Source organism: Shewanella sp. LZH-2 (genome assembly GCF_016859145.1).
GTDB lineage: Bacteria > Pseudomonadota > Gammaproteobacteria > Enterobacterales > Shewanellaceae > Shewanella > Shewanella xiamenensis.
Map to the genome: position 1 here is coordinate 2,765,028 of NZ_CP069350.1, position 25,482 is coordinate 2,790,509.

Below are 25,482 nucleotides of genomic sequence, written 5' to 3' on the forward strand. Positions count from 1 at the left end.
AATACGTTTTACTTTTTCTTACAAATTACGCTGAGCGCGCAAAATTTGTAATAACACTGCGGACAAGTCGAAAAACACTACCGAGGTGAAGAATGCAATACGATAAATGGCAATTTAAGCAGATTGCTTCAAAATAACTCACAACTTAAGCGGTTTAATCTAAAACCATAATATAACTATTGATATTACCTAGAAATATTCTGATACATCATGCTGTATCGTCCTAGAGCAATAGGCTGAATTGCAGACACAAAAAAGGGCGATAAATCGCCCTTTTTGACTGAGGTGGAATTAACGCAGTTTGCGCTCTTCTTTCATCAGATTCGACAATGATTCATACACCTTGGCGACAACGTCATTCGATAACGGCTGATCTTCAGCGTCACGAAGCAAAATCTTAGTCTCATCAGGGGTATCACCGTCTTGTAAGAGTAAACGGTAGCTACCTTCTTTTAAGGACAATTGATTGTCGTTCCACAATGAACTCCAGAAACCGGAGTTATCGGTAAACTTGATAAAGTACAGGCCTTTAGCACTGTCCATATCTGAAATTTCAAAGCCCATTTCTGGCAATACTATACGCAGACGATCCCACACTTGCTTATAGGAAGCCTTAGCAGACCAATATGCAGCACCCTCTTCTGGCGTGACCAAATCAACATTGATCCCTAAGGTCTGCTTTAAGCGGTTTGCTTGAATGGTTTGCTCACGCTTAACGCTCATATAAGCAATGGCACTGTTAAGCATATCGATGGTGTAACGCTGCTTATCCTCACCACTGAGCATTACATCCTGCTCTTTACCATCGTAAAACTCTTCGTGTTCTACTAAGTGAATAACGATATTAGCGGTACGGCCGTGTGGACGGGTTTCGATATCGAAGCGATAACGCTGACGCAGCAGATATTCTTTATCTGAGCCCCATAAACTTGACTCCAACACCTCTCGGCTTTCAATCCAATCGGTTTCAATGTTGCCTTTATCATAGTCGCGACTACGAACAGGGATCGCTTGCTTCGCTAAGAATCCATCTAAGTTAGCGAAAATCTCTTGCTTAAGATCGACACTGTTATCAATCGATTCAACCACAATCTTAATGTTATCGCTGCCCTCTTCCACATGCGTACCTTCTGCCATTGGCAAAACTTGCAGTGGTGGGCGGATATCAAGGTTTTTACCAACAAGCGCAGGGTTTGCTTTAGCGCCGATTGCCGGAACCTCGTATTCTTTATTGTAAGGCGGCGTTTTCAATCCCTCAGGGATCTTTAGCATTGGCGCTTGCTCAGCCTGAACATAGTCTTCAGCACCGTTGGCTTGGCGACGCTCTAATGGCGAACTACAAGCTGCAACAGCAGCAACTAAGAACAGTGGAGTGACTTTCTTTAACATTAATTATTTAACCTCTATCTGGGCACGAGTCATTGCATCTAACAACAGACCATGACATTGCTCAGAAAGTTCAGTCAAAGGTAAACGAATATGACCACACTGAATCAACCCCATACGCTGGGCTGCCCATTTCACTGGGATAGGATTTGCTTCGCAAAACAGTGTGCTATATAAACCACGTAGTGGCTCGTCGATACTTGCGGCTAATTCGGCGTTGCCAGCCAATGCGGCGTCGCACATAGCTTTAAAGGCTTTTGGCACTATGTTGTTAGCAACCGAAATCACCCCGTTACCGCCAAGGAGTAAAAACTCTCTCGCTGTCGCATCATCACCGCTGTACAGCATAAAGTCATTGCCGCAAAGTTCACGTAGTCGTTTAACCCGTGATACATCACCCGTGGCTTCTTTTACACCAATAATATTGCTCACGCTCACTAACTCGGCCACGGTTTCAGGCTTCATATCAACCGCGGTGCGCCCAGGAACGTTATAGAGAATTTGGGGAATATCAGTGCTGGCCGCCACGGCTTTATAGTGGGCCACTAAGCCCTTTGGCGTCGGTTTATTGTAGTAAGGTGTTACGCCTAACATGGCGTCAACCCCGACTTTAGATAAGGACTTGGTGAGTTCGATAGCTTCTGCTGTCGCATTCGCACCATTGCCACCAATCACAGGGATACGACCTGCGACAAACTTAACGGTTTGAGCGACCACGGCAACGTGCTCATTCATTGGCAGAGTCGCTGACTCACCGGTGGTACCCACGGCAACGATGGCGTCTGTGCCTTGGTCAATATGGAATTCGACTAACCTTTCAAGACTTGCAAAATCTACTGAGCCATCACTGTTCATTGGCGTGATTAAGGCTACGATGCTTCCGTTTATCATCTGACTTCCCCAAAATTTCAGGATTCGCTATGGTACTGATGCCAACCATTAATGACAAGCACTAACGGGGGTCTCAAATTGATTTAGTTATGGTAGCATTACATCCCGCACAAAAACTCGGCGCTCGGTCTCGAGTTTTCGCTCTATGATATCGAAAAAGTGAGGACAATTCATGACCAATTTCCTGGTCGTAACTGCAATGGGCGTAGACCGTCCTGGACTCGTAAGTAAACTAGCTCGGCTTGCCAGTGACTGTGACTGCGATATCGTCGACAGCCGTATGGCATTATTTGGTAACGAATTTACCTTAATCATGATGTTGTCAGGTTCGTGGGCATCCATAACGAAAATTGAAAGCTTGCTCCCGAGTCTCAGTGTTGAATTAGAACTGATGACGGTGATGAAGCGTACCTCTAAGCACACGCCGCAAAATTACCTTTCGCGCCTTGAAGTGCGCTTTACTGGTAAAGATCAGCGCGGCACGATGAAATCCATCACCCAGTTTCTTGCCGACCGCTCCTTAGACTTGGCGGCAGTACGCTCCTTCTCTGAAGAGCTTGAAAATGGCGAGCAAACGCAAACTATTTCATTAACCATCAATATTCCTGAAAAAGTTGAACTAGAAAAGCTCGAAAAGAGTATCTATCAACTCTCCGAGGAGATGGCACTGGATTGCACCATTAGACGCATGGAAGGCACGACCTCAAGAAACGACAGAGGATAATAGATGAATACCTTAACCGCTGGTGCCAAAGCGCCACTTTTTACCTTACAAAATCAACAGGGTAACGCTGTTTCACTACAAGAATGCTTAACACGTGGCCCCGTTTTAGTCTATTTTTACCCTAAAGCATCAACCCCTGGCTGCACAGTACAAGCCTGCGGTTTACGTGATAGCAAAGCTGAACTCGACAGCCACAAAGTAACCGTCCTCGGCATTAGCCCAGATCCTGTGGCTAAATTAGCTAAGTTTGCTGAAAAACAATCACTTAACTTTACCCTACTCAGCGATGAAGACCACAGCGTTGCTGATGCCTTTGGCGTATGGGGCGAAAAGAAATTTATGGGTAAAGTCTATGATGGAATCCATAGGTTAAGTTTCCTCATCAACACCGATGGCACTATTGCCCATGTGTTCGATAAGTTTAAAACCAGCGACCACCATCAAGTAGTGTTGGCAGAGATTGCAGCGCAGTAATGGCCGCTAAATGGTATCGCAAGGGATTTTCTGACTAATAGCCAACGGCTCAGTTTAGAAATTTCAGTTTGAATTGCCCAAAAAAACCGCAAGCAAACATAAAATGGCCCGAAATCAGGGCCATTTTTGATGAAAAATTTTCAGCTTGTGGCGAATAAATCCTCTAATCACACCGCAACTTTAGCAGTCGCTTATTCGAGTGAATCACCAACTCAATTATGGGAAACGATTATAGGAATACAGGCAGTAACGCTTCAGTTTGAAGCTGTTGATAGTGATTAAAATCAATCTGACAGCCTTGCTCAGTCACGATTGAACCATGCGCTAAACATACATGCTCAGGAAATCCAGCAGTCATAAGCGGCTGGTTAAAACGGATGAGATCCCAACTTGAAGGCATAAATAGCTTAATCATTTGTGCAACAAGGGGATAGGGATAAACAGCTAAATCTAGATTAGTCTCAAAGCTGACGTAGGAGTTATCTCCCTGCCCCATCGATGGCGTGATATGCAAGGTAACATAGTCAGCCCCACGTATCCCATTTAACGAAAATCCCGCGGGCTGAAAACAGTGCATATCAAATTGAAAATCAGGGAAAAGTCGCTGCAATCCTAAGCGTTGATAAATCCCCAGCTCGGTTTGTGTGGGCAACTTGAGGTAATCAGCCAGCTCGCCACGGATGTGGTACATCATCAGTTCAAGGCAGGTATCATACGTTGACGACATAGGTTGGCCGTCAGTGCAAAACAGATTGTCAGTACAAAACAAATAGTGATGATGTGAATCTAAGTGACCAACTCGAAAGGCTTTTCCGGGGATCAAGGTCCGCAATGTCGCAATATCGTCAGCAAAGTGTGTGCTTTGTAGCTGGGCTTGGTATTCATTCTTACGCTGATAACAGAGCGCGGCAATGTGCTCAACCCCTAAGGCGTTAATAAAGTAGCAGGCCGCCTCAATCAGGGTGCTATTACCGCAGGTGAGCAGCAGAATCTTATCATCCCAGACGAACAGGCTCGATTCACTCAGTAGATAGGCATCACAGGCAGGATTACGGATTGTTGACAGGATTTCCGCATTGGCACAGGCGACCAAGGTTGACCAAAAGCCGTACTCTCGTTGGCGCAGTGATGCCATATTGGAAGTGAGTCTGATCTCAAGCTTTTTTTCCGCGCCTTCAAAAAACATCAAGCCGTTCGCCTCATCTTATCCCTGTGTTTGGGCATCTAATCTATTGGTATATCAGTCATTCATGGCTCGCTGGCAACGCTGACTTAAATGTATGCACACATTTTAAGACTGATAACCCATCAATTTTGCGCGGCTATTTTTACACGACTAGCGCCGCAATAAAACCACCGCGCTTGCTTTAACAAGGTGACAGCCTTGCAACACACTCACCTTGGCAACGCACTAGCAAAAATAATAGGCTATAAAAAACAAAAGTCAGCCTAAGTGTCCCTAGGCTGACTTTTTTAACACACTCAATATTAAGAAAAATCTTCTAAATAAGTGTAACCTTTTAGGCCCACTTGTAATTCTTCTAAAATTTGTGCGCGTTCATCCTCAACAATATGCTGGTTGACTAACTCTTCGTAAGTCCGCATAAAGTCAACGGCATCTAAGTTAACATAGCGTAATACGTCAGCGACTGTGTCACCGGCAAGTACCGATTCAATATTGGTCATACCATTTTCTTCAATGCTGACAACGGCTGAGTTAGTGTCGCCAAACAAGTTGTGCATATCCCCTAAAATCTCTTGATATGCCCCCACCATAAAGAAGCCGATCAAATACGGGCTTTCAGCACTCCACGCTGGTACTGGTAGCGTAGTTTCAATCCCTTGGCCGTCTACATATTGATCCACAATACCGTCGGAGTCACAGGTAATGTCCAGCATCACAGCGCGGCGCTCTGGCGCTTTGTCTAAACCAGACAATGGCAGCACAGGGAACACCTGATCGATACCCCAAGCATCCGGTAAGGATTGGAATAATGAGAAGTTAACGAAGAACTTATCGGCTAACTTTTCGTTTAACTCATCAATAATCGGTCTGTGGTAACGGTTTTTGGTGCTTAACAAACCTTGAACTTCATGGCATACGCGTAGGTTAGCCTGCTCAGCCCACGCACGTTCTGCCAAGCTTAATTGACCCAAGGCAAACAGCGATTGCGCTTCTTGCAGGTCACTTTGGCTATCATGATAAATCTCAATCAAGGCACGTTGATCGGCACGGCCACTCAGCTCAGTCCAAGATTGCCACATATTGTGCAGCAGTTGCGGCGATTCTTCCGCTGGCGGCTGGATATCTTCAACCTGATAAGCTTCTGTGCCAATCACATCGGTGATCAGTACCGCATGGTGCGCCGTTAAGTGACGGCCAGATTCTGAAATAATACGTGGCATAGGTTGCTCGTATTCATTACAGATATCGGTAAGCACGTTTACGATGTTGTTCGCGTATTCGCTTAAACCATAGTTCATTGAGTTATTACTTTGGCTACGAGTGCCGTCGTAATCTACCGCTAAACCACCGCCGACGTCGAAGCAGTTAATGCTGGCCCCTAACTCACGTAATTCACAGTAGAAACGCGCCGCTTCGCTCACACCTTGACGAATATCGCGGATATTGGCGATTTGCGAACCTAAGTGAAAGTGCAGTAATTGCAGCGAATCCAACATATCGCTTTGTTTTAACTGGTCAACTACAGTCAAAATCTGCGCCGCAGATAAACCAAACTTAGACTTTTCGCCACCGCTGGCTTGCCACTTGCCTTTTCCTTGGAATGCAAGGCGAGCACGTAACCCTAAGCGAGGTTTCACCCCTAAACGCTCAGACTCAGCTAGTACCATCTTCAGCTCAGACAGTTTTTCTAAAACGATATAGACCTTATGGCCTAACTTTTCACCAATTAAGGCTAAACGAATGTATTCGTTATCTTTGTAACCGTTACATACGATCACTGAACTGGCTTTTTGCGCCATGGCAAGTACAGCCATTAATTCAGGCTTACTGCCGGCTTCTAGGCCTAATTGTGGAACTTCTTTTGATGCTTGGCTCGCAAGGATCTCTTCTACCACAGTTTTTTGTTGGTTTACTTTAATGGGGTAAACCAGCAAATAGTCCGCCTGATACTCATATTTTTGTATCGCTTGGTCGAATGCTTGGCACAAACTGTTCACTCTGTGGTGCAGAATTTGCGGGAAACGAACTAATACAGGTAAAGCGACCCCTGCTTTAACCATGTCTTTTGCTAGCTCATTTAAGCCAATCTTGTGATCAGGATTCTTAGGATCCGGCGACACTGTCACCTCACCTTGGTCGCTGATCCCATAAAACCCTTGGCTCCAGTGGGTAACGTTGTACCCAGCACGAGCAGCATCAATAGACCAATCATTCATTTTTATTTAGCCCGTCTATAAAAAAATGGGTTAAACGGTCAGTGCAACATTGCAAGACCGCCCGTTCGACAAACCCAGGTAAACCATATAGTTACCTGACATACAGTTAGGATGAATTCACCCTAATTTGTGCAGCAAAATCAACCCAGCTTAGGCGACATTGATGCGATTTCCCTTAACGCAACCGGGATTAACCCGATACTCTTTTACCTTGGCGATAACAAGATGGTGTTTATATCCCCCTTTATCGCCATAGGTCTTTCACCCAATGGCATTAACCATAACGCGCTTTGAGGTTAAAAAACACTCAAAACCTTAAGCTTAAGCGTTGCGTCTCCGCTCAATATGCCTCTCTCTAAAAACGAGGTGCCGATTAAGTGGATAAACAATAGGTAACACTAAGGATAAACATTAGGTATTAAGCGGCAAGGCATCACCAAGCACACCTAACACTAGGTGAGATTATTGTAACAGGGGACTGTTGGCTTCTTCGCGGCCAGAGTTGATACGGATTAACGTGAGATGTTTAAGGCTAGTATCGTCATAGGGAACAACGATTGAGCGCTGGCATTGAGATGCTTTTAGGCAAAGAGCAAAAAATGGATGCTTGTGCATTAGCTAAACAATTCCTCTTAACCCCATGTAACCATTATAAATTGTACGTTACACGGTGAATGACCTGTGAACCATAAAATCATTACAACTCACGTAATATTTGTCATGTCTGTAACGAGCGAAGTCGTTAAACGGCGCAATTAAACCGCGCAATGTCACAGAATGCAAGCAAGAATCTCATTTAATATTTTTCATTAAAATATAATAAACACCACATTAACAGAATGGTTGGTAACAAGTAGATTTATCTATTTTAAATTAATAGGTTAACCATCAACCTCACTCTAAGTGCGTTCAATATTTTTTAATAGCCAATCAAGATAAATTGATAACATTTGCTCACATCAGCAATATTGTTTTATCTCTGCGCGACTGTTCATTTTCGACTATCGACGCAAAAGCCGATCTGGAAGCTGCTGTTTACGGATAAAGCGGTTATAATCACCGCCGAATGACATCCTTAGATAGAGAGCTCCATGGTACAGATAGGAAAAACCTGCAAACTTGAGGTAGTAAAACAAGTCAGTTTTGGTGTGTATTTAAATGCCCACGAATTTGGCCAAGTGTTACTGCCCAACAAAGCCACCCCAAAAGACTGCCAAGTCGGTGACTGGCTAGAGGTATTTTTATATCTGGACTCCGAAGATATTGTCATTGCCACGACCCGCAAACCTTTGGCTCAAGTAGGAGAATTTGCCTACTTAAAAGCCGTGGCCACTGGGCCTTTTGGCGCATTTTTAGATTGGGGATTAGATAAAGATCTGTTACTACCTTTTGGTGAACAGCATAAACCGATTGAAGAAGGTCGCTCGTACCTTGTTTATGTGCACGTTAACCGAGCTGATGAGCGTATTGTTGCGTCATCAAAAATCGATAAATTCCTCGATAAAACTCCCGCCCAGTATGAAGTAGGTCAACAAGTTGACTTATTTATCGGTGGCACCACAGATTTAGGCTACAAAGCCATTATTAACCATGCCCATTGGGGCGTGATTTATCAAAACGAAGTGTTCCAAAAACTGCGTTTTGGTCAAAGGCTAAAAGGCTTTATCAAACAAGTCCGCCGCGATGGCAAAATTGATTTGGTATTGCAGCAAGGCAGTAAGCAAGAGCTTGATAAAAATGCGCACATTATCTTAGTAAAACTCAAGCAAGCGGGCGGATTCTTACCCCTAACGGATAAAACCGATGCCGAAGTGATTTACGAACAACTCGGTATGAGTAAAAAAGCCTTCAAAAAGAGCATCGGTGGCCTGTTTAAAGCGGGCAAGTTAAGTATCGACGATGATGGTTTACGCCTAACTGAAGCTGACTGATTGGGCTGAATAGTCAACCTCATACGGGACTTAGGACTCTCTTGTAGTAAGGTTCGTGGTTTATTTGTCCAAATAGTCTGCCCAAACACTCAGTTTACCGACAAGCGCTAGGATCTTAAGCATGGCTCTGTTATAACAAAGTCATGCTTTTTTCTTTGGAGCTTATATGGAACTCACGTTACACGAAGCCAGAGTTATCGGATGCCTACTTGAAAAAGAAGTCACCACCCCAGAGCAATACCCTCTTTCACTCAATGCCCTGACCCTCGCCTGTAATCAAAAAACCAGCCGCGAACCTGTATTAGAACTCACTGAAGCGCAAGTACAAGCCGCCCTTGATTCATTGAACAAAAAGCGCTTAATCAGCGAGCAATCCGGCTTTGGTAGCCGAGTCGTCAAATATAAGCACAGATTCTGCAACACCGAATTTAGCGAGTTACAACTTTCCAGCGCGGCGGTAGCCATTGTTTGTTTACTGCTGCTTCGCGGCCCACAAACGCCCGGAGAGTTACGCACCCGTAGCAACAGACTGCATGATTTTAAAGACGTGCTCGAAGTGGAAGCCTGCATTAAGCAACTGATGGAGCGGGATAAACCCGTACTGGCTCAACTGCCGCGGGAGCCTGGTAAACGTGAATGTCGTTATACTGAGCTGTTCTCCCAAGGTGCTGAGCAAATTAGCGCAGCGTCATTCACCAATGCCACAAATGCAGATGCCCACCCGCTAAACGAGCAGGATAGACAACAACTGGAAGCGAGAGTCACACAGCTTGAAGAGCAAGTGGCAGAACTTAAAGATAAGTTAGAATCGCTTATCGCTTCTTTATCCTAACCGCGCCGCGGACGACTTTCGCAAGTAGTCACTCTTAATGATGACTAAGGTGAGAGTTTGTCCGCTCACTCACTGACGAGACAGCGAATGACACCAAATGCTCCCAGTACATTCAATAACATGCTTTTGATCGCTGGCTTTGAATGTCGAAAATTTCTATTTAACCTTCGCGGGATTATCGCCCTGATTGCCTTTGCATTAGTGTGGGGCATGCTATTGCTCTACCCCATCCAAGGCGCTTCGACCCTATTAATGCAGCCCAATATTAAAGATCTGATCGACGGTCTCTTAGGCAGCCAAGCACTCAATGTGCTGTTTGACTGGCCCGTGGCGGAAATGGCTATCTTCTGGTGCTTTGCGCTGTATCTGTTTCCCATGTTCAGTATTTTGATTGCCGCCGATCAGTTCTCCTCAGACAAATCCCGCGGCACATTGCGCTTCTATACCCTAAGAACCAGCAAAGACAGCCTACTCTTCGGCCGCTTTTTGGGGCAAATCCTGATCCAAGGTCTACTGATCTTATTGACCATCCTCGCCACCATAGCGCTGGCACTTACTCGCGATATCGGCTTGTTATTACCCGCATTAACGTCGGGGGCCTTGGTCGGCATCAACTTAGTTATCGTGATTTTACCCTTTACCGCGGTCATGACTTTATTGTCCCTCTATGCCAACACGGCAAGACAGGCCATGGTGCTCGCCACCATCTTGTGGACAGTCGTCTCGATTGCGCTATTGATTTTGGGTAATCAATCCAGCTTATTTGAAGGCTTACAATGGATATTGCCGGGCGCTCAACTGTCGAACATGGTCAACACCAATGGACTCCAGAGCTTTGCCTACGCACCAATTCCCCTATTACAAACCGCATTCGCCCTTTTCCTTGGCCGCGTTTATATCCAAAGGAGTCAACTATGATCCTCATTCAATGCCAAGGACTGTCCAAACACTATGGCAGTAAAAAAGCGCTCAATAACGTTAACTTAACCCTCGAATCGGGAGCGCCCATCGCCTTAGTTGGCCCTAACGGTGCAGGTAAAACCACGCTATTTAGCCTGCTCTGTGGTTACCTCACCCCAAGCGCGGGCTCGGTGCGTATTCAGGGAGAAGCACCCAATAGTCCAGCATTATTAGGGCAAATTACCGCCCTGCCACAGGATGCGACGCTCGATCCCAATTTAACTATTATCAGCCAGTTAAGCTTCTTTGCGCGTCTTCAAGGGATGGATAGCAAGCAGGCAAATCAAGAAGCACAGCGAGTGCTGAATTTAGTGGACTTAGCCGAGGTGGCGCAGCAAAAGCCACCGAGTCTAAGCCATGGAATGAGTAAACGTGTGGCGATTGCCCAAGCCTTAATCGGCTCGCCTAAGCTGGTGTTGTTAGATGAACCTACCGCAGGACTCGACCCTGCCAATGCGAAAAAAATCCGTGAACTCGTCAGAACGCTGTCGCCCACAACCACTTTTGTGATCAGCTCACACAACTTGGACGAACTCGAGAAGCTCTGTGACCAAGTGCTGTATCTAGATAAAGGTGAATTGGGCCAGTCGATTTCGATGCGCTCATCCAATAGCGGCAGTGATTATCTCACCCTCACCATGGAAAGCTGCGACAGTGAAGCGCTGATCCAAGCCGTAGGTCAAATAGCTGGTGTGGTGAATATCACCTCAAAACAAGCCCATGTATTTGTTATCCAATTGGATGACACGGCAAATCGTCATTATGAGTTTGAAACCGCCCTGCTCGCCCTATTTAAGGACCAGCATTGGCAATATAAGATGCTGCTGAAAGGACGCACATTGGAAGAAACGTTATTTTCTTAACTCCGCGATAAGTCCCTTATTATTCCTACGTTTAACTCCACCTCTAACAGCGCCCGCAAGGGCGCTTTGTGGCTAATGTTTTGTTTATACACTGCTGAAGCAATGGCATTTATTACACCATGTCAAACATCAAACAGTCGTAAATATCAGTGTTAAAAGGCTTTATCCTTTAACTTCTACTTTAGTTCTAAACGCTACAGGCCAACTTAGCCCCTAATGCTGCTTACCTAGTGCTGCTTATATGAGGCGTATTTACGTTTCAAAATAAAGGGTGAGTAATCACCGCTAACCAATAAAGCAGCAGTTAAGCCGCTTTGGTAAACCTAGACTTTCAATCTAATCTCGAGCTTGTTATAACTCCCCTTTCCTGCTCTTTCACTGAATTCAGAGGTTTCAATGAACAAAGCACAACTGATCCAACGTATCGCCACTTCGCTTGAACAGTCCCAGGCCAGCACTAAACCTGTTGTCGAACAGATCCTACAACAGATCCATATCGCCTTAAGCGAAGGTGAGAAAGTCTTCCTGCCGCAATTCGGTACCTTCGAGTTACGTTATCATTTACCTAAATCGGGTCGAAACCCGCAAACTGGCGAGACGATGGAGATTGCAGGCTTTAACCAGCCAAGCTTTAAGGCGGCGACAGCGCTAAAACAAGCGATAAATGAGTAGTATTGTGGATGTGTAAAATTGCCTCGTGAAAACCACGGGGCTTTTTTATGGGCAAGGTTAACGATATTACTTCGGCAATGAGCTTTAGAGATAAAACGAAGCCGCCATAGCTGAGTTTAACGTTATTAAGCTCAGTGTGGAGAAATAAGTAGACTATAAGATAGGACTAACGTCTGTAACAAAAGTGGCAAGCGCGAAGCCGTGGCTCTAGAGAATAAGATAGAAACGGCCCTTTAAACCAAATCCAAATAATCAAAGCTGTAGATGCAAAAAAGCCCCGACTAATGTCGAGGCTTATTTACTATTCACTAAGAATAATGGTACCCGAGGCCAGACTTGAACTGGCACGCTGTTACCAGCGAGGGATTTTAAATCCCTTGTGTCTACCGATTCCACCACTCGGGCAAACTCTGAATATCGTCAGCACTGCTGTTGATATTGTTAACTCATTGCTTCTATCTATTGATTATATTTCAAATACTTAGATTACGAAGTTTAACGCTTTAGCTCGTTTGAGCTGTCACCATTATAATAATGGTACCCGAGGCCAGACTTGAACTGGCACGCTGTTACCAGCGAGGGATTTTAAATCCCTTGTGTCTACCGATTCCACCACTCGGGCAAACTCTTTATATTAACGACGGGAATCGTGTCATTAATATATTATATCATGGAGGCGCGACCCGGAGTCGAACCGAGATCGACGGATTTGCAATCCGCAGCATAGCCATTCTGCCATCGCGCCATCTTTCCAATCATTTAGATTGGAGCGACATATCGGGTTCGAACCGATGACCTATACCTTGGCAAGGTATCGCTCTACCAACTGAGCTAATGTCGCATCACGCAGAGTTAAGATTTTGTTTTCACTTCGTCTCTCGTCTACGGGGAGGCATTCTACCTATTTACGATGCAGTGTCAACCGCTGTTTTATCGATAACTTACTGCTTGCGCACTAAATAATCTCTTTGATTTTTTATTGTGCTATTCAGCCGTTAAATCTTTCCAGGCGGCTAAAATGTAACTCATCATTGACCAGAACGTTAATACGGCAGCGATATATAACAGCACAAATGCCGCGGTGATCATGAGTGGATTGTATTGCCAGATCAGGCCAATAATCGCCACCATCTGCGCCGCCGTTTTATATTTGCCGATCCAAGAAACCGCAACCGTGCCGCGTTTACCTAATTCAGCCATCCACTCCCGCAGGGCTGAAATCACAATTTCACGGCCAATCATAAACAGTGCTGGCAGTGTGAGCCAAATATCAGCGTATTGGTCAACTAATAATACGAGCGCGGTGATCACCATCAGTTTATCAGCGACGGGATCGAGAAATGCGCCAAAACGGGTCAGTTGCTTGAGTTTACGCGCCGCATAACCGTCTAATGCATCCGTTAACGCCGCCAACCAAAACACAAATGCGGCAACAAAAGGCGTCCAGCTGTAAGGTAAATAAAACAACACCACAAAAATGGGCAGTAAAAAAAGCCTAAAAAGAGTTAATGCTATGGGTAAGTTAAACGGCATGATCAAACCAGTTAGTCAAAAGCAGCGCCAATCTTGCCTTAATTTTATCACCCTCGCAATGCATCATGAATGGTTTGTGCCATTTCTATGCTGATCCCAGGCACTTTCGCTAACTCGGCCACGCTCGCGCCCTTCACTTCTTGTAAACCGCCCAAATGTTGGAGTAACGCTTTACGGCGTTTAGGGCCAATGCCCGAAATGGATTCAAGCGTTGAGGTGTTACGGGTTTTCTGACGGCGATTACGATGCCCAGTGATGGCAAAGCGGTGCGATTCATCGCGAATATGTTGAATAAGGTGCAATGCGGGTGAGTCATCCTCAAGGGAAAAGCTCGTTTCTGTGTCACCAAAGATTAAGGTTTCCAGCCCAGGTTTACGGCTCTCTCCCTTTGCCACCCCAATAAGCTGCGGCGCTTTATCTAAATTGACAAATTTCTCATCGACAATTTGCTGCGCAATACGCAGCTGACCTAAACCGCCGTCGATAAATAAAATGTCAGGGATTTTGCCGCTGGCATCAATTTTATCAAATCGACGGCTAATGGCTTGCTTCATGGCGGCATAATCATCGCCTGGCGTAATACCTTCAATATTATAACGACGATATTCGGCTTTATGCGGCCCTTCACGATTAAACACCACACAAGAGGCTACAGTGCTCTCGCCCATGGTATGACTGATATCGAAACACTCCATTCGCTGAATCGGCGCACTAAGTTCGAGGATTTCTTCCAACAAGACAAAACGCTGTTCAACAGTGTTTTTATGGGACAGGCGCGTCATCACCGCATTGGTGGCATTGGTCAGCGCAAGGCGCAAAAAACTCGCCCTGTCGGCGCGCACATTGGTTTTAATGCTGAATTTTTTATTCAACGCCTCAGAGACGGCCGCCTCTAACTCATGCAATTCTTCAAAGTGATGGCTTATCACCACCTCCTTAGGAATAGTGCGTTGAATATCGGCATTTAAATAAAACTGTAGCAGGAAGGAGCGTAAGACTTCTTCGATATCCGTTTGCGCGGGAACCGTTGGATAATAGCTACGGCTACCAAAAATCTTACCTTCGCGAATAAAGAGTAAATGGAAACAGGCGATACCCGAGGCATAGTGTACGCCGATAACATCCATATCGCCGGTGTTTCCCGAGACTTCTTGCTGCTCAGCAACCCGGCGCAGTGCCATAATTTGATCGCGAAAGCGCGCAGCTTGCTCATAGGCTTGCTGCTCGGCGGCCTCTTCCATTTTCGCCACTAATTCACTGATAACTTGCTTGTCTTTTCCCTTTAGGAACAAACTGGCAAGTTTTACCTGTTCATCATACTCCGCATTACTGACCTTGCCGACGCAAGGCGCACTACAACGGGATAACTGGTATTGCAGGCAGGGCCGAGTGCGGGATTTATAATAGAGATCATCACATTGGCGGATAGGAAACAGCTTTTGCATCAAGTGCAAACTTTCGCGCACCGCGCCGCCATTCGGATAAGGCCCAAAATAATGGCCCTTCTCCCGCTGCGGCCCGCGATGGTATGCGAGGCGTGGATGCTCGTGTTGGCTCAAGAAAATATAAGGGTATGACTTATCGTCCCGCAGTAACACATTGTATTTGGGCATGTACTGCTTGATATAGTCATTCTCAAGCAGCAGCGCATCTGTCTCGCTGTGGGTCAGCGTCACATCGATATGATGGATATGGGACACCAGCGCCTGAGTTTTTACATTGCCAAGGTTTTTTCGGAAATAGGAGGATAAGCGCTTCTTAAGATCTTTGGCTTTACCCACATAGATGACGTCACCTTTGACGTCATACATGCGATAAACCCCAGCAGAGGAGGAGACCGTGCGTAAAAAACTCTGGGCGTTAAAACCTGTCGACATCGTTACACACCCACTCTTTTACTTACCATCTTCAAAACTGCTTGATAAATCGTTTTCAAACTCACAGCTAACACTTAATTAATGCTAGAACCATTGACATAAGCGGCCATTAGAAATGACCAGCATCTAACATTTTATAGCGGATCGCTAAACGGGTCAGCTCCACATCACCACTGATCCCAAGCTTCGCAAATAAGCGATAACGGTAACTGTTAACGGTTTTGGGGCTTAAGTTGAGCTGCTCAGAAATATCATTGACCTTTTCACCATTGGTGATCATCAACATAATTTGCAGCTCACGCTCAGACAAGGCTTTAAACGGATTCTCATCGGCCGGATTGAATTGGCTCAATGCCATTTGTTGGGCAATTTCAGGAGATAAATAGCGCTGCCCACGGGAAACCTGACGTATCGCTTGCAATACTTCAGGTGGCGTCGCACCTTTGGTTAAATAACCAGACGCGCCCGCCTGCATCACTTTACTGGGGAACGGATCTTCAGTATGCACTGTTAGCACAATAATCTTGGCATGAGGTTGATAACGAAGAATTTTACGCGTGGCTTCGAGTCCGCCCATACCAGGCATATTCATGTCCATTAAGATGACGTCGGCTTCATTTTGTCTCGCCCACTGTACCGCGGTCTCACCATCGGGCGCTTCACCCACAACTTTGATCCCCCGCTCATCTTCTAAGATACGGCGGATCCCAGTTCTCACCAGCTCATGATCGTCAACTAAATATATCGATATCAACTTTATCCACCTTTAACCAATGCTGACTAAGAGAGTTAGCCAAATCAGAATACCGCAACCGGAATATAGGTTATCAGGGTAATTTAGCCCAACAATGGCATTTCGCAAAGCATAAAATGAATATTGTTAACTAGATGATATTTAAAGAAACAACTTGCTAATTAATGCAGTTTGAAATTAAGAGCTTGGTATGATGAAAGTATGAGTGGAGCTCAGGATTGGGCTAATTGATAAGCTGACGCAAAATATAGCAGGTTTAAAACGCTCATCGAAAATGAAGTCGTGTTGTCCCGTCCTAAGATAGGTTGACAGTTTTTAGGCCAGCTCCCGTAGCTGGCCTTTTCTATTGTGCACCTGATTAGGGGTTGCCATATTCAAACTCAGATGCGGTCTCATATCGTTGTATATTGCTATCGATTCTCTAACAAGTATCTTCAGTTCCGCAAATGTCCTACATCGGTGCAGTAAAAACTCCTGCTTCAGTATGCCATTCACTCTTTCTGCTAATGCATTTTGGTAGCAATCATAACCATCCGTCATTGACGGCTGGATTTGGCTCGCCTGAAGCGCATTCTGATAAACGGCTGAGCAGTATTGTAAGCCTCTGTCTGAGTGATGCACTGCATTGCCGATATAGCGCTTATCTTTTATGGCCATTTTTAACGCTTTCACCACACTCTCGGCTTTCATGTCTTTACTCACGTGATGACCGACTATCTTACGCGAACTGGCATCGGTGACCAATGACAGGTAGTGCACACCTTGGTCTGACTCAAGATAGGTGATATCGCTGACCAGTACATGCTCTGCATCATGCAGTCCTTTCTCTTTCAGCAAATTAGGATGCTTCTTCATCCAGTGTTTGCTGAACGTGGTTTTTGTGTAGCTTTTCTTCGGTTTAACTAGCAAACCTTCACTTCTCAAATAGGTAAAGAACCCATCTCGCCCAAGTTTAATATCGTGCTCAACCAGCCTGGATTTTATCAACGTGTAGAGCTTACGGGCCCCTAACCTTGGCATATATTTACGCCAGTACTGAACCCAGTCTTTGATGACCGATAGCTCAGCTCTACGACTTTCCATTCGAGCAACTGCCTGATAAATACCTTGCCTCGACATACCCGCAGCACGACATGCGGCTGCGAGGTTTATTTCTCCGTTGCCTTTTGCTTGCCAGACGTACCGGATAAGTACTTTTTTCTGAGGCCTGCTCCATATTCATTGTCCATGATATCAACCATACCATTGAGGATTTTGTTACGCAGTTTCTCTTCTGCTAACTCACGTTCAAGGCGCTTAATAGTTTCGGCAGGGGTTTCTTTTGACTTAGGCATAAGGGGATGCTGAAAAGGTTTCGACCAATCGAGTCTACCATGTTTTCTAAGCCAAACGAGTACCGTTGAACGGCCTTGAATACCAAAACGGGCTTGGGCTTGTTTGTACGTCATTTCGCCTTTTTCAACACGCTCTACAACGCCTAATTTAAAGGCTAAGGTGTAATCTCGTTGTGTGCGCTTACGGCTTGAGTTAATTGATGTTGTCATAAAGAAGTCCTCTTTATGTCAACGTATTTCAGGACGGGACATGTAAATGCAAAAAGCCGCTAATTGCTTAGCGGCTTTTTAGCCGACTATTGTGCTGGAGCAGCGCTTAGCATGAAGAACCCGGGTGCAAATTGCATAAACAAAAAAGCCATCATTGCTGATGGCTTTTCCGTGAAATATGGCGGAGGAGCAGGGATTTGAACCCTGGGTGGGCTATAAACCCACGCCGGTTTTCAAGACCGGTGCATTAAACCACTCTGCCACCCCTCCGAACGAGCGAGATAATATACATCTCGCCCAAAGCTGTAAACTTAAATTTATTATTATTTGAATTGATTGGCGATTTGATATCCAGCTGGCGATGAAATCATCGCTTTCAGGGCGATTTTTGATCTGTTGCTATTTCTGCTCACTAAAAACCGGCATGACAACAACATTACCTAAGTCACTTTTGAATAGATTAAAGAATCGCGAGCACTTTTTTAAGGTTGCGGCTTCATATGAAAAAGATGAAGTATAAATAGGGAGCGTAGGAGAAGGTTAATCCAAACCTTAAAAATCAACTTCTTCATATCAGAACATAATGATTATCAAGACAATCGCAGATACGCCTTTTGGCAATGTAATCAAACATCTCATACCATGGAACCAGATGCAAAAAGGCCGCTAATTGTTTAGCGACCTTTTTGACTGACATGACATAAACAAAAAGGCCATCATTGCTGATGGCCTTTCCGTGAAATATGGCGGAGGAGCAGGGATTTGAACCCTGGGTGGGCTATAAACCCACGCCGGTTTTCAAGACCGGTGCATTAAACCACTCTGCCACCCCTCCGAACGCCGCAAATAATATAAGCATCATCGGTGCTTGTAAACAGCAATTTTTGAATATTGTGTCAAATGCTCATCTTATGTTCAGACGGATGAATTTTCAGGCGAATAGCAAACATATTTTCAGCAATATCTGGGTAAAGCAGCATAAAAACACCTATACAGTAAGAGACTTGCCCTCTCGGTATGGTAAAATCGCGGTAACTTTTCACGGTAAATGCTTATATGAATTCACTCTTGATACCTTCATCCTCACTCGCCCCTGAATTTAATCTTCCCGTCCTGTCGCAATTGCCAACAGGATATAAAGCGTTGCTTTTAGGTCAAGAGCGCGTATTGGATGCCTTTAAGTTACATAACGCCATTGCCGATCAACAACTGTATCTCGCTGATTTTCCTGGCATCGATAGACTATTAATGATCAAAGCATTAATGGAAACGCTTGAGCCATTGCCGGCAGCTTATCTGGTGGCAAAGCGCCCCGAAGATAAAACCATTCAATTCCATTGGCAATATGAAGCGCCGCAGGACAACCAAGGCTCAATTGCTGAAAAGCATGTCAGTTATCGCTATCTGAGTGGCAATATCCGCCGTTCAGACCTACTTGGCCGTATGGTGCAATCAGGTAATAGCAGTAAATATCAAGCGGGTGCATTGGCCGAATGCCATTATGTATTTATCTGCGCTGAATCCCTGTGGAAACGAGAAGGCTTATGGGATTTGCTGCTGCAAATCCTGACACAGAAAGAGTATCAAATCAGTCACAACCTAAGCCCAATCCCATTAAATTGTAAAATTATTTTAATTGGCGCGGGTTTAATCTATAGCCAAATTAGGTCTGAAGATTGGCAATTTCAACGCCACTTTAACCTGTTGGCAGAACTGGCGGGTGAACTGGATTTGACCCGTTTTAAAGAAGCGCAATATGCCAGTTGGCTACAAACGGTGGCACAAAGTGTCGATGTCACATTAGAACAATCTAGTCTTGCCCCACTCTTTAGACACAGTGCTAGATTAACCGAGCATCAACGTCGCTTAAGTCTCTCAATGCTAGATTTGGCGCAGTTAATGGCGCAGGCAAAAGTCTATCGCGGTAAATCAACAATTAATGCCGCCAGCATTGAACGTGCGCTATCGCAAGCCAATTATCGCCATAATAGCTCTGAAGAATTTTCAAGCCAAAGTTTTGATGACAATTTCATAAATCTGCCAACTACGGGCGCTATGGTAGGACAAATTAATGGTCTTACGGTTATCGATGCGATTGATCACTGCTATGGTGAACCAGCACGGATCACCGCTACGGTACACTATGGTGACGGTGAAGTTGCAGATATTGAAAGAAAGTCAGAGCTGGGCGGTAATATCCATGCAAAGGGTATGATGATCCTTTCAGCCTGCTTATATCGTATCTTTGGTCGCGATGCGCCATTGCACCTAAATACCAATATTGTATTTGAGCAATCCTATCAGGAGATCGATGGCGATAGCGCCTCGCTTGCAGAATATTGCTGCTTGATGTCAGCCATTGCAGAACAACCGATTATTCAGTCGCTGGCGATTACAGGCGCATTGGATCAATTTGGTAATGTGCAAGCTATCGGTGGTATTAATGAAAAAATTGAAGGCTTTTTTAATCTTTGTGAACGCCGAGGCTTAACCGGTGAGCAAGGTGTAATTATGCCCAAGTCAAATATATTACAGCTTAATCTACACCCCAAAGTGATTACAGCTGTAGGCAAAGGCTTGTTCCATATTTATGCCATTGAACATATGGATGAAGCGGTCGAGCTATTGATGCAGATGCCCGCTGGCGTTGCCGATGAAGATAATGACTTCCCAGCAGAATCCTTATATGGTCTAGTGCAACAACGATTAGACAAGCTAGCTGGTAACGGTGAAGAAGAAATAGGCTTAATGACGAGATTACTCGCAAAACTAGGATTTTTTCGACATTAATTAGCTGATCGGAGTTGTTTAGCTTACACGTGTTCGCTAATCTTGGCGCTCTTATTGCTGGAGTAGTAAAACAATGAATAAAGCAAACAGTTTCAACAAAGAAGAACTTATCGCCTGTGGCCATGGGAAATTATTTGGTCCAAACTCCCCTCGCCTCCCCGTAGACAACATGCTGATGATCGACAGGATCATCACCATCAATGACAACGGTGGTGAGTTTGGAAAAGGTGAAATTGTTGCCGAACTCGACATTAAGCCAGAATTATGGTTTTTTGACTGCCACTTTATCACTGACCCAGTTATGCCGGGTTGCTTAGGCTTAGATGCCATGTGGCAACTGGTTGGTTTTTACCTAGGCTGGGAAGGTGCTGAAGGCAAAGGTCGCGCTTTAGGTGTGGGTGAAGTGAAGTTTACAGGTCAAGTATTACCCGGCGCGAAAAAGGTCACTTATAAGCTCAATATCAAACGTACCATCCACCGTAAATTAGTAATGGGTATTGCCGATGCCATCCTTGAAGTAGATGGACGTCAAATTTACAGTGCAACCGACCTTAAAGTCGGTGTATTTAGCGATACTTCGACCTTCTAACCTGCTTTACCCTGCAATATTCAATAGAGACAAAAATGCCCTCATCTGAGGGCAATTATGCTGCATTACTCTGTTTGTTCTGGGCTATTTAATTAATGAGCAAAACGCCATTATTTATTAAATAGCCCATTAACTCGGCCATCCACACCTTCACGCCAACCACCTAACCACTGTGACCGCGAATCAAGATTTGCATAAGGACAGAGCTCCTTAGAGCGTCCACCAACACCAGCTTGGAATCCTTTTGAAAAAGCTCTGTCTAAACGATCTCGTTTTTGTCTTTTCATGCAAGCGTCCTCTGTTCTACGTGAAATAGAAGCAACAGCTTCACCCATAGGAATAGTGCTTTTCAGCGCCGAGATCAATCAAAAAATCGTTCATTTTATCGACTATTTATTAAACTATTGAGATCATGATTAAAAAAAAATCGAGGCATTTTGCCTCGATTTTTTTAGTCTGAATTCAAGCTTAAAAACTAGCGAACCCGACGACGTAACCAAACTAAGGGTAAGGCTAATAACCACGCGAAAGATGCTGCACCTTTACGTTCATAATTCCCCGTATCAGTACTTTCATCTACGGTACATGCTTCACCGTTAGTGGTAGGTTTAAGCACAACCATACGTGGAATATACGCTGTCACAGGGTCACCATTACCGCTGAGTTCAAACAGAGGTAGGCCATTTTCACCAACAATAATGTTGCCATCTTTATCGAGTTGGTATGAAGGCTTGCGAATGAATGCAGTACCAACAATAGTACCCTCTTCATTTATACTGGCAGCTTCGACAATGAGAATATCACTGTTATAGCTTAATACCTTGCCTGTTCCATCCTTAACTTCAACCTTATGGCGAGCCCAATTACCATCAGCCCCCTTTTCAAAACCTTTAGATTCACAGGTCAGCAAATTATTGAGGTTATTGAATTCACCCGTTGATTTCTCATACAGGAAGCCAGCCTTAGGGCGTGGCTTTTCTTTATCATAGGTGGTTTCAATATAACCAACGACTTGACCTTTGTTATTGATATCCTTCGCTTTGCTAGATAGATCTGTGGTTGTCGCAGCAAAATCATTAGGCGTCACATAAGGCACATCTGGGGTATTAATATCAAAATAGAAGAATTTATCGCGTTGGTAACCTTGGATATAACTACGATAACTTCCCACAACAATTCCATTGTCGTTTACATCGTAGGCAATAGAGCTCAAAATTGAGTCTCCCATTGGGATCCAATGGTATTGATATTTACCCTCTGTATCTTTGGTCCAATAGGCCGCATCTTGACGTAATCTATCGGTATTACCGTTACGGTAAACATGTGAGCGACCAGCCACCACACCGTCGTTATTCACGCCTAATGCCTGTGCAGTAAATGTCAATGTATTGTCACTGGCGGGAGTTAATCCTAGCGGTAACTCAGTGCCAGTAGCAATGCCATTATCTAGTTGCCAAACATAAGCACGGGTTTGGTACTGGATGTTACGCGTGCCTTGAGCATTAGGATATTGCTCACGCTGAATACACACATCTAATGGCAAAGTGTTATCGGTACCTAAACAGTAAGCAACCCGATCACCACCATACTTGCTGATATTAGTGCTAGCATAACCCACCACTAAGTTATTATTGTTAACTGCCGTTGCCGCAGACCAACCACCGAGCTCTACAGTCTTATCATCCTTAACATATTGAGTATAAGGAGGTGGTAATGGGATCTCGGTGTCACCCACTTTGGCAACACCACGGTACTCATAATCGCGATAATACCAATAGTCGGTTGCATTATCTGTGGTTGCAGTATTTTCTGTCTTCTTTTCAGGGGCAGTCATGCTGCCAACTTTCACACCCGCATCATTGATGCCGTAGTAAAAAGTATCAACTGAATTCACAACCGAAGAATCACTTGGTGGCGTGGTACCATTGATACTGTCAAAGGTTGGCTTCCACGCACCAGTGGCACCATTTTGCGCAGCGATAAAGGCAAAGTTATTCGCAATAATGGCCGCCGTAATTGAATAGGTGATAGTTTCCTCTGAGGCAATACCATCTTCAACATCAATCACACCACCTTCAACATCGGATGTACTGAGTTTTTTCTTGCCTTTGGCGATACCGACCAGTTCATCGTTGCCATTAACACCTAAAGCGTAACCATTACGCGTACCTTGGAGGGTGTCTGCAAGTGGTAGATCATAATTATCAATGTTAACAATTTCATAGACTGGTGCAGCATGGGCACTGTGCAATACGCCAAGGACACCTAAGGCAACCAAGGACAGGGCTTTATCCAACTTTAACTTCATTAATTCAATTCCCATTTTTATTATTGGTTTACTTCAGTGACTCAAGCTCTTCCCATCGCTCGAAGCAAACTTCCAATTGCTTTTCTTTATCCGCTAACAAGCTCAATACCTGATTGATTTTATCCTGCGTCTGACTATAAAAATCTGGGCTTGCCACTGTGGTTTGTAAATCGAGGATTTCGGCCTCTAATTTCTCCATCAACTCTGGCATTGCCTCTAACTCACGCTGTAATTTATAGGACAGTTTTTTTGCGGCTTTGGCAGGCTCAGCCACTTTAACCTCAGCGTTTTTTGCCGTCGCAGGAGCTTCGACCGTGTTTGCTTGACTAGGTTCCTCAGAATAAAACTTTGCACCTTGATCGATAGCATCCTGGTAACCGCCAACATACTCAGTCCAGTGACCATTACCGGCATACCACCAACTGCTGGTCACGGTATTATCGATAAACGCCCGGTCATGGCTGACCAGCAACAACGTGCCTTCATATTCAGTCAGCAGCGACTCTAGCAATTCTAGGGTCTCAATATCAAGATCGTTTGTTGGTTCGTCCAGAATGATAAGGTTTGCGGGACGAATGAGTAACTTCGCCAGTAATAAACGGTTTTTCTCTCCGCCTGATAGCGCCTTTACCGGCGTTCTGGCACGCATTGGTGAGAACAAGAAATCCTGCAAATAACTTAAAATATGGCGATCTTGACCATTGATAGTGATGGTCTTTTTACCCTCACCCACGTTATCTTCAACAGTTTGCTCAGGATCCAGTGCTTCACGGTATTGGTCGAAGTAGGCGATTTCGAGCTTAGTACCGACTTTCACTTCACCCGATTGAGGTTGTAACTTCTCAATCAATAATTTAATTAACGTCGATTTACCACAGCCGTTGGGGCCGATAAGCGCAATACGATCACCACGCATCACTGTGGTATTGAAGTTTTTGACCAGATTTTTATCAGGTAAATTATAGTTTAAGTCCTTCACATCAAAGACCAATTTACCAGAACGCTCAGTATCGGCCACCGCCATTTTGGCATTACCTTGACGATTCAAGCGCTCACTGCGTTCTTGACGCAAGGCTTTTAACGCACGCACACGGCCTTCGTTACGGGTGCGACGCGCCTTAACACCTTGGCGGATCCAGACTTCTTCTTCGGCTAAGCGCTTATCAAATAATGCGTTTTTCTCAGCCTCGACCCGCAGCCATTCTTGTTTACCATCAAGATAGGCTTGATAATTACCGGGCCATGACGTCACGACACCGCGATCTAAATCCACAATCCGCGTGGCCATGCGAGCAATAAAGCCCCTGTCGTGGCTGATAAACACGATGGCGCCTTGGAAATCCAGCAGGAATTTTTCTAGCCACTCAATAGTATCAATATCGAGGTGGTTGGTTGGCTCATCGAGTAGCAATAAATCTGGCGCGCTGACTAACGCACGGGCAAGTGCCACTTTACGTTGCCACCCCCCAGATAATTCACTTAAAGATTTATCGGGATCTAACCCCAAAAGCTCACAATTTTGATTGATCCGCGAGTCAAGTTGCCAACCATTATGGTGGTCTAACGTCTCCTGCAACTTTTGCATTTGATTGAGCATGCGCTCCATTTGCTCAGGCTCAGCAAAAGCGACATCGTGGGATAATTGATGGTATTGCTCTAGAGCTTCACCTACTTCTTTTAAACCTGCAGCAATGTAAGCGTAAACCGTACCCTGCTCAGCTTTAGGTGGATCTTGCTGTAACCGACTGACCGTGACGCTACCATTGATGTTAAATTCACCTTCATCGAGCAGCACATCGCCGGATAAAATCTTTAATAGACTCGACTTGCCTGCACCGTTACGGCCAACAATACAAACCCGCTCGCCGCGCTCGATAGTGAAATCGGCATTTTGCAGTAGCGGGGTGTAACCATAGGCTAACGAGCCATTATTGATACGAACCAGACTCAAA

The 25,482-nt window shown here is 44.9% G+C and carries 22 protein-coding genes and 6 tRNA genes; 10 read left to right on the forward strand and 18 right to left on the reverse strand.

Going from position 1 to position 25,482, the window contains the following annotated elements; all coding sequences use genetic code 11:
* Positions 1-291: 291 nt before the first annotated feature.
* Positions 292-1,389: an outer membrane protein assembly factor BamC gene (gene bamC, locus JM642_RS12230; protein ID WP_037417567.1), complete on the reverse strand. Its 1,098-nt coding sequence runs from the start codon at positions 1,387-1,389 to the stop codon at positions 292-294.
* A 3-nt stretch (positions 1,390-1,392) separates the two neighbouring features.
* Positions 1,393-2,277 carry a 4-hydroxy-tetrahydrodipicolinate synthase gene (gene dapA, locus JM642_RS12235; protein ID WP_055648217.1) on the reverse strand — a complete coding sequence of 295 codons (885 nt, stop codon included), beginning with the start codon at positions 2,275-2,277 and terminating at the stop codon, positions 1,393-1,395.
* 172 nt (positions 2,278-2,449) lie between these two features.
* Here dapA and JM642_RS12240 point away from each other — a divergent pair, with 172 nt between their 5' ends.
* Positions 2,450-3,001 (forward strand): ACT domain-containing protein, encoded by a 552-nt coding sequence (locus JM642_RS12240; RefSeq protein WP_037417572.1) that lies wholly within the window; start codon positions 2,450-2,452, stop codon positions 2,999-3,001.
* Between the two features lie 3 nt (positions 3,002-3,004).
* A complete protein-coding gene (bcp, locus tag JM642_RS12245) occupies positions 3,005-3,475 on the forward strand; it encodes a thioredoxin-dependent thiol peroxidase (RefSeq protein WP_047536092.1) in 471 nt (156 codons plus the stop codon).
* Between the two features lie 229 nt (positions 3,476-3,704).
* On the opposite strand, the gene JM642_RS12250 is transcribed toward bcp, so the two are convergent.
* Positions 3,705-4,661, reverse strand: coding sequence for an adenosylmethionine decarboxylase (locus JM642_RS12250; protein ID WP_203433805.1), 957 nt, complete (start codon positions 4,659-4,661; stop codon positions 3,705-3,707).
* Positions 4,662-4,963: 302 nt separating this feature from the next.
* Positions 4,964-6,877 (reverse strand): biosynthetic arginine decarboxylase, encoded by a 1,914-nt coding sequence (gene speA / locus JM642_RS12255; RefSeq protein WP_037417405.1) that lies wholly within the window; start codon positions 6,875-6,877, stop codon positions 4,964-4,966.
* Between the two features lie 129 nt (positions 6,878-7,006).
* Here speA and JM642_RS12260 point away from each other — a divergent pair, with 129 nt between their 5' ends.
* Entirely contained in the window at positions 7,007-7,171 is a 165-nt protein-coding gene (locus JM642_RS12260; RefSeq protein ID WP_156143174.1) for a hypothetical protein, read from the forward strand.
* Positions 7,172-7,339: 168 nt separating this feature from the next.
* On the opposite strand, the gene JM642_RS12265 is transcribed toward JM642_RS12260, so the two are convergent.
* The gene (locus JM642_RS12265) at positions 7,340-7,492 is read right to left on the reverse strand and encodes a hypothetical protein (protein ID WP_011071981.1); all 153 of its coding nucleotides are present in this window, start codon (positions 7,490-7,492) and stop codon (positions 7,340-7,342) included.
* Positions 7,493-7,968: 476 nt separating this feature from the next.
* On the opposite strand from JM642_RS12265, the gene JM642_RS12270 reads away from it, so the two are divergent.
* The 5 genes from JM642_RS12270 to JM642_RS12290 all read left to right on the forward strand — a co-directional run bounded on the left by JM642_RS12270 (position 7,969) and on the right by JM642_RS12290 (position 12,135).
* A complete protein-coding gene (locus tag JM642_RS12270) occupies positions 7,969-8,808 on the forward strand; it encodes a S1-like domain-containing RNA-binding protein (protein ID WP_099458061.1) in 840 nt (279 codons plus the stop codon).
* Positions 8,809-8,974: 166 nt separating this feature from the next.
* Positions 8,975-9,640, forward strand: a complete 666-nt coding sequence (locus JM642_RS12275; RefSeq protein ID WP_088585748.1) for a DUF480 domain-containing protein — start codon at positions 8,975-8,977, stop codon at positions 9,638-9,640.
* A gap of 87 nt (positions 9,641-9,727) precedes the next feature.
* Positions 9,728-10,558, forward strand: a complete 831-nt coding sequence (locus tag JM642_RS12280) for an ABC transporter permease subunit (RefSeq protein WP_099458059.1) — start codon at positions 9,728-9,730, stop codon at positions 10,556-10,558.
* Complete coding sequence (locus JM642_RS12285; protein WP_203431882.1) at positions 10,555-11,463, forward strand: ABC transporter ATP-binding protein; 909 nt, start codon at positions 10,555-10,557, stop codon at positions 11,461-11,463. The genes JM642_RS12280 and JM642_RS12285 overlap by 4 nt, the downstream gene beginning before the upstream one ends.
* A gap of 396 nt (positions 11,464-11,859) precedes the next feature.
* Positions 11,860-12,135 carry an HU family DNA-binding protein gene (locus JM642_RS12290; protein ID WP_037425710.1) on the forward strand — a complete coding sequence of 92 codons (276 nt, stop codon included), beginning with the start codon at positions 11,860-11,862 and terminating at the stop codon, positions 12,133-12,135.
* Between the two features lie 318 nt (positions 12,136-12,453).
* Here the strand turns inward: JM642_RS12290 and JM642_RS12295 are convergent.
* The 10 genes from JM642_RS12295 to JM642_RS12340 form a co-directional block, all read right to left on the reverse strand.
* Positions 12,454-12,540: transfer RNA gene (locus JM642_RS12295), tRNA-Leu, on the reverse strand.
* A gap of 130 nt (positions 12,541-12,670) precedes the next feature.
* A tRNA-Leu gene (locus tag JM642_RS12300) sits at positions 12,671-12,757 on the reverse strand.
* Between the two features lie 49 nt (positions 12,758-12,806).
* Positions 12,807-12,880 (reverse strand) — tRNA-Cys (locus JM642_RS12305).
* Between the two features lie 20 nt (positions 12,881-12,900).
* Positions 12,901-12,976 (reverse strand) — tRNA-Gly (locus tag JM642_RS12310).
* Positions 12,977-13,119: 143 nt separating this feature from the next.
* Complete coding sequence (pgsA, locus tag JM642_RS12315) at positions 13,120-13,668, reverse strand: CDP-diacylglycerol--glycerol-3-phosphate 3-phosphatidyltransferase (protein ID WP_037417386.1); 549 nt, start codon at positions 13,666-13,668, stop codon at positions 13,120-13,122.
* A gap of 47 nt (positions 13,669-13,715) precedes the next feature.
* Positions 13,716-15,545, reverse strand: a complete 1,830-nt coding sequence (gene uvrC / locus JM642_RS12320) for an excinuclease ABC subunit UvrC (protein ID WP_203431883.1) — start codon at positions 15,543-15,545, stop codon at positions 13,716-13,718.
* A 109-nt stretch (positions 15,546-15,654) separates the two neighbouring features.
* Positions 15,655-16,299 carry a UvrY/SirA/GacA family response regulator transcription factor gene (uvrY, locus tag JM642_RS12325; RefSeq protein WP_011622328.1) on the reverse strand — a complete coding sequence of 215 codons (645 nt, stop codon included), beginning with the start codon at positions 16,297-16,299 and terminating at the stop codon, positions 15,655-15,657.
* Positions 16,300-16,614: 315 nt separating this feature from the next.
* Positions 16,615-17,843, reverse strand: a protein-coding gene (locus JM642_RS12330) for an IS3-like element ISShes2 family transposase (RefSeq protein ID WP_152978900.1) whose coding sequence is annotated in 2 segments (ribosomal slippage) — positions 16,615-17,492 and positions 17,492-17,843 — 1,230 coding nt in all. Because the reading frame shifts where the segments join, the coding sequence is not laid out codon by codon here.
* A gap of 179 nt (positions 17,844-18,022) precedes the next feature.
* Positions 18,023-18,113, reverse strand: a tRNA-Ser gene (locus tag JM642_RS12335).
* A 474-nt stretch (positions 18,114-18,587) separates the two neighbouring features.
* Positions 18,588-18,678, reverse strand: a tRNA-Ser gene (locus tag JM642_RS12340).
* A gap of 221 nt (positions 18,679-18,899) precedes the next feature.
* Here JM642_RS12340 and JM642_RS12345 point away from each other — a divergent pair.
* Together JM642_RS12345 and fabA are read left to right on the forward strand one after the other, a co-directional pair.
* Entirely contained in the window at positions 18,900-20,633 is a 1,734-nt protein-coding gene (locus JM642_RS12345; protein ID WP_203431884.1) for an AAA family ATPase, read from the forward strand.
* A gap of 73 nt (positions 20,634-20,706) precedes the next feature.
* Positions 20,707-21,222 (forward strand): bifunctional 3-hydroxydecanoyl-ACP dehydratase/trans-2-decenoyl-ACP isomerase, encoded by a 516-nt coding sequence (gene fabA / locus JM642_RS12350; protein ID WP_011071970.1) that lies wholly within the window; start codon positions 20,707-20,709, stop codon positions 21,220-21,222.
* Positions 21,223-21,332: 110 nt separating this feature from the next.
* Here fabA and rmf read toward each other — a convergent pair whose 3' ends face one another.
* The 3 genes from rmf to JM642_RS12365 all read right to left on the reverse strand — a co-directional run bounded on the left by rmf (position 21,333) and on the right by JM642_RS12365 (position 25,481).
* Positions 21,333-21,509, reverse strand: coding sequence for a ribosome modulation factor (gene rmf, locus JM642_RS12355; RefSeq protein ID WP_006082074.1), 177 nt, complete (start codon positions 21,507-21,509; stop codon positions 21,333-21,335).
* A gap of 188 nt (positions 21,510-21,697) precedes the next feature.
* Positions 21,698-23,530, reverse strand: coding sequence for a DUF3466 family protein (locus JM642_RS12360; RefSeq protein ID WP_203431885.1), 1,833 nt, complete (start codon positions 23,528-23,530; stop codon positions 21,698-21,700).
* 28 nt (positions 23,531-23,558) lie between these two features.
* Positions 23,559-25,481: an ABC transporter ATP-binding protein gene (locus tag JM642_RS12365; RefSeq protein WP_203431886.1), complete on the reverse strand. Its 1,923-nt coding sequence runs from the start codon at positions 25,479-25,481 to the stop codon at positions 23,559-23,561.
* Position 25,482 lies beyond the last annotated feature (1 nt).

Excerpts from the sequence above, each read along its gene's own strand:
- pgsA (WP_037417386.1), bottom strand. The coding sequence starts at position 13,668 with ATGCCGTTTAACTTACCCATAGCATTAACTCTTTTTAGGCTTTTTTTA.
- speA (WP_037417405.1), bottom strand. The coding sequence starts at position 6,877 with ATGAATGATTGGTCTATTGATGCTGCTCGTGCTGGGTACAACGTTACC.
- JM642_RS12280 (WP_099458059.1), top strand. The coding sequence starts at position 9,728 with ATGACACCAAATGCTCCCAGTACATTCAATAACATGCTTTTGATCGCT.
- JM642_RS12345 (WP_203431884.1), top strand. The coding sequence starts at position 18,900 with ATGAATTCACTCTTGATACCTTCATCCTCACTCGCCCCTGAATTTAAT.
- bcp (WP_047536092.1), top strand. The coding sequence starts at position 3,005 with ATGAATACCTTAACCGCTGGTGCCAAAGCGCCACTTTTTACCTTACAA.
- JM642_RS12275 (WP_088585748.1), top strand. The coding sequence starts at position 8,975 with ATGGAACTCACGTTACACGAAGCCAGAGTTATCGGATGCCTACTTGAA.
- JM642_RS12360 (WP_203431885.1), bottom strand. The coding sequence starts at position 23,530 with ATGAAGTTAAAGTTGGATAAAGCCCTGTCCTTGGTTGCCTTAGGTGTC.
- rmf (WP_006082074.1), bottom strand. The coding sequence starts at position 21,509 with ATGAAAAGACAAAAACGAGATCGTTTAGACAGAGCTTTTTCAAAAGGA.
- dapA (WP_055648217.1), bottom strand. The coding sequence starts at position 2,277 with ATGATAAACGGAAGCATCGTAGCCTTAATCACGCCAATGAACAGTGAT.
- uvrC (WP_203431883.1), bottom strand. The coding sequence starts at position 15,545 with ATGTCGACAGGTTTTAACGCCCAGAGTTTTTTACGCACGGTCTCCTCC.
- bamC (WP_037417567.1), bottom strand. The coding sequence starts at position 1,389 with ATGTTAAAGAAAGTCACTCCACTGTTCTTAGTTGCTGCTGTTGCAGCT.
- JM642_RS12240 (WP_037417572.1), top strand. The coding sequence starts at position 2,450 with ATGACCAATTTCCTGGTCGTAACTGCAATGGGCGTAGACCGTCCTGGA.
- JM642_RS12270 (WP_099458061.1), top strand. The coding sequence starts at position 7,969 with ATGGTACAGATAGGAAAAACCTGCAAACTTGAGGTAGTAAAACAAGTC.
- JM642_RS12290 (WP_037425710.1), top strand. The coding sequence starts at position 11,860 with ATGAACAAAGCACAACTGATCCAACGTATCGCCACTTCGCTTGAACAG.
- JM642_RS12250 (WP_203433805.1), bottom strand. The coding sequence starts at position 4,661 with ATGTTTTTTGAAGGCGCGGAAAAAAAGCTTGAGATCAGACTCACTTCC.
- fabA (WP_011071970.1), top strand. The coding sequence starts at position 20,707 with ATGAATAAAGCAAACAGTTTCAACAAAGAAGAACTTATCGCCTGTGGC.
- JM642_RS12285 (WP_203431882.1), top strand. The coding sequence starts at position 10,555 with ATGATCCTCATTCAATGCCAAGGACTGTCCAAACACTATGGCAGTAAA.
- JM642_RS12265 (WP_011071981.1), bottom strand. The coding sequence starts at position 7,492 with ATGCACAAGCATCCATTTTTTGCTCTTTGCCTAAAAGCATCTCAATGC.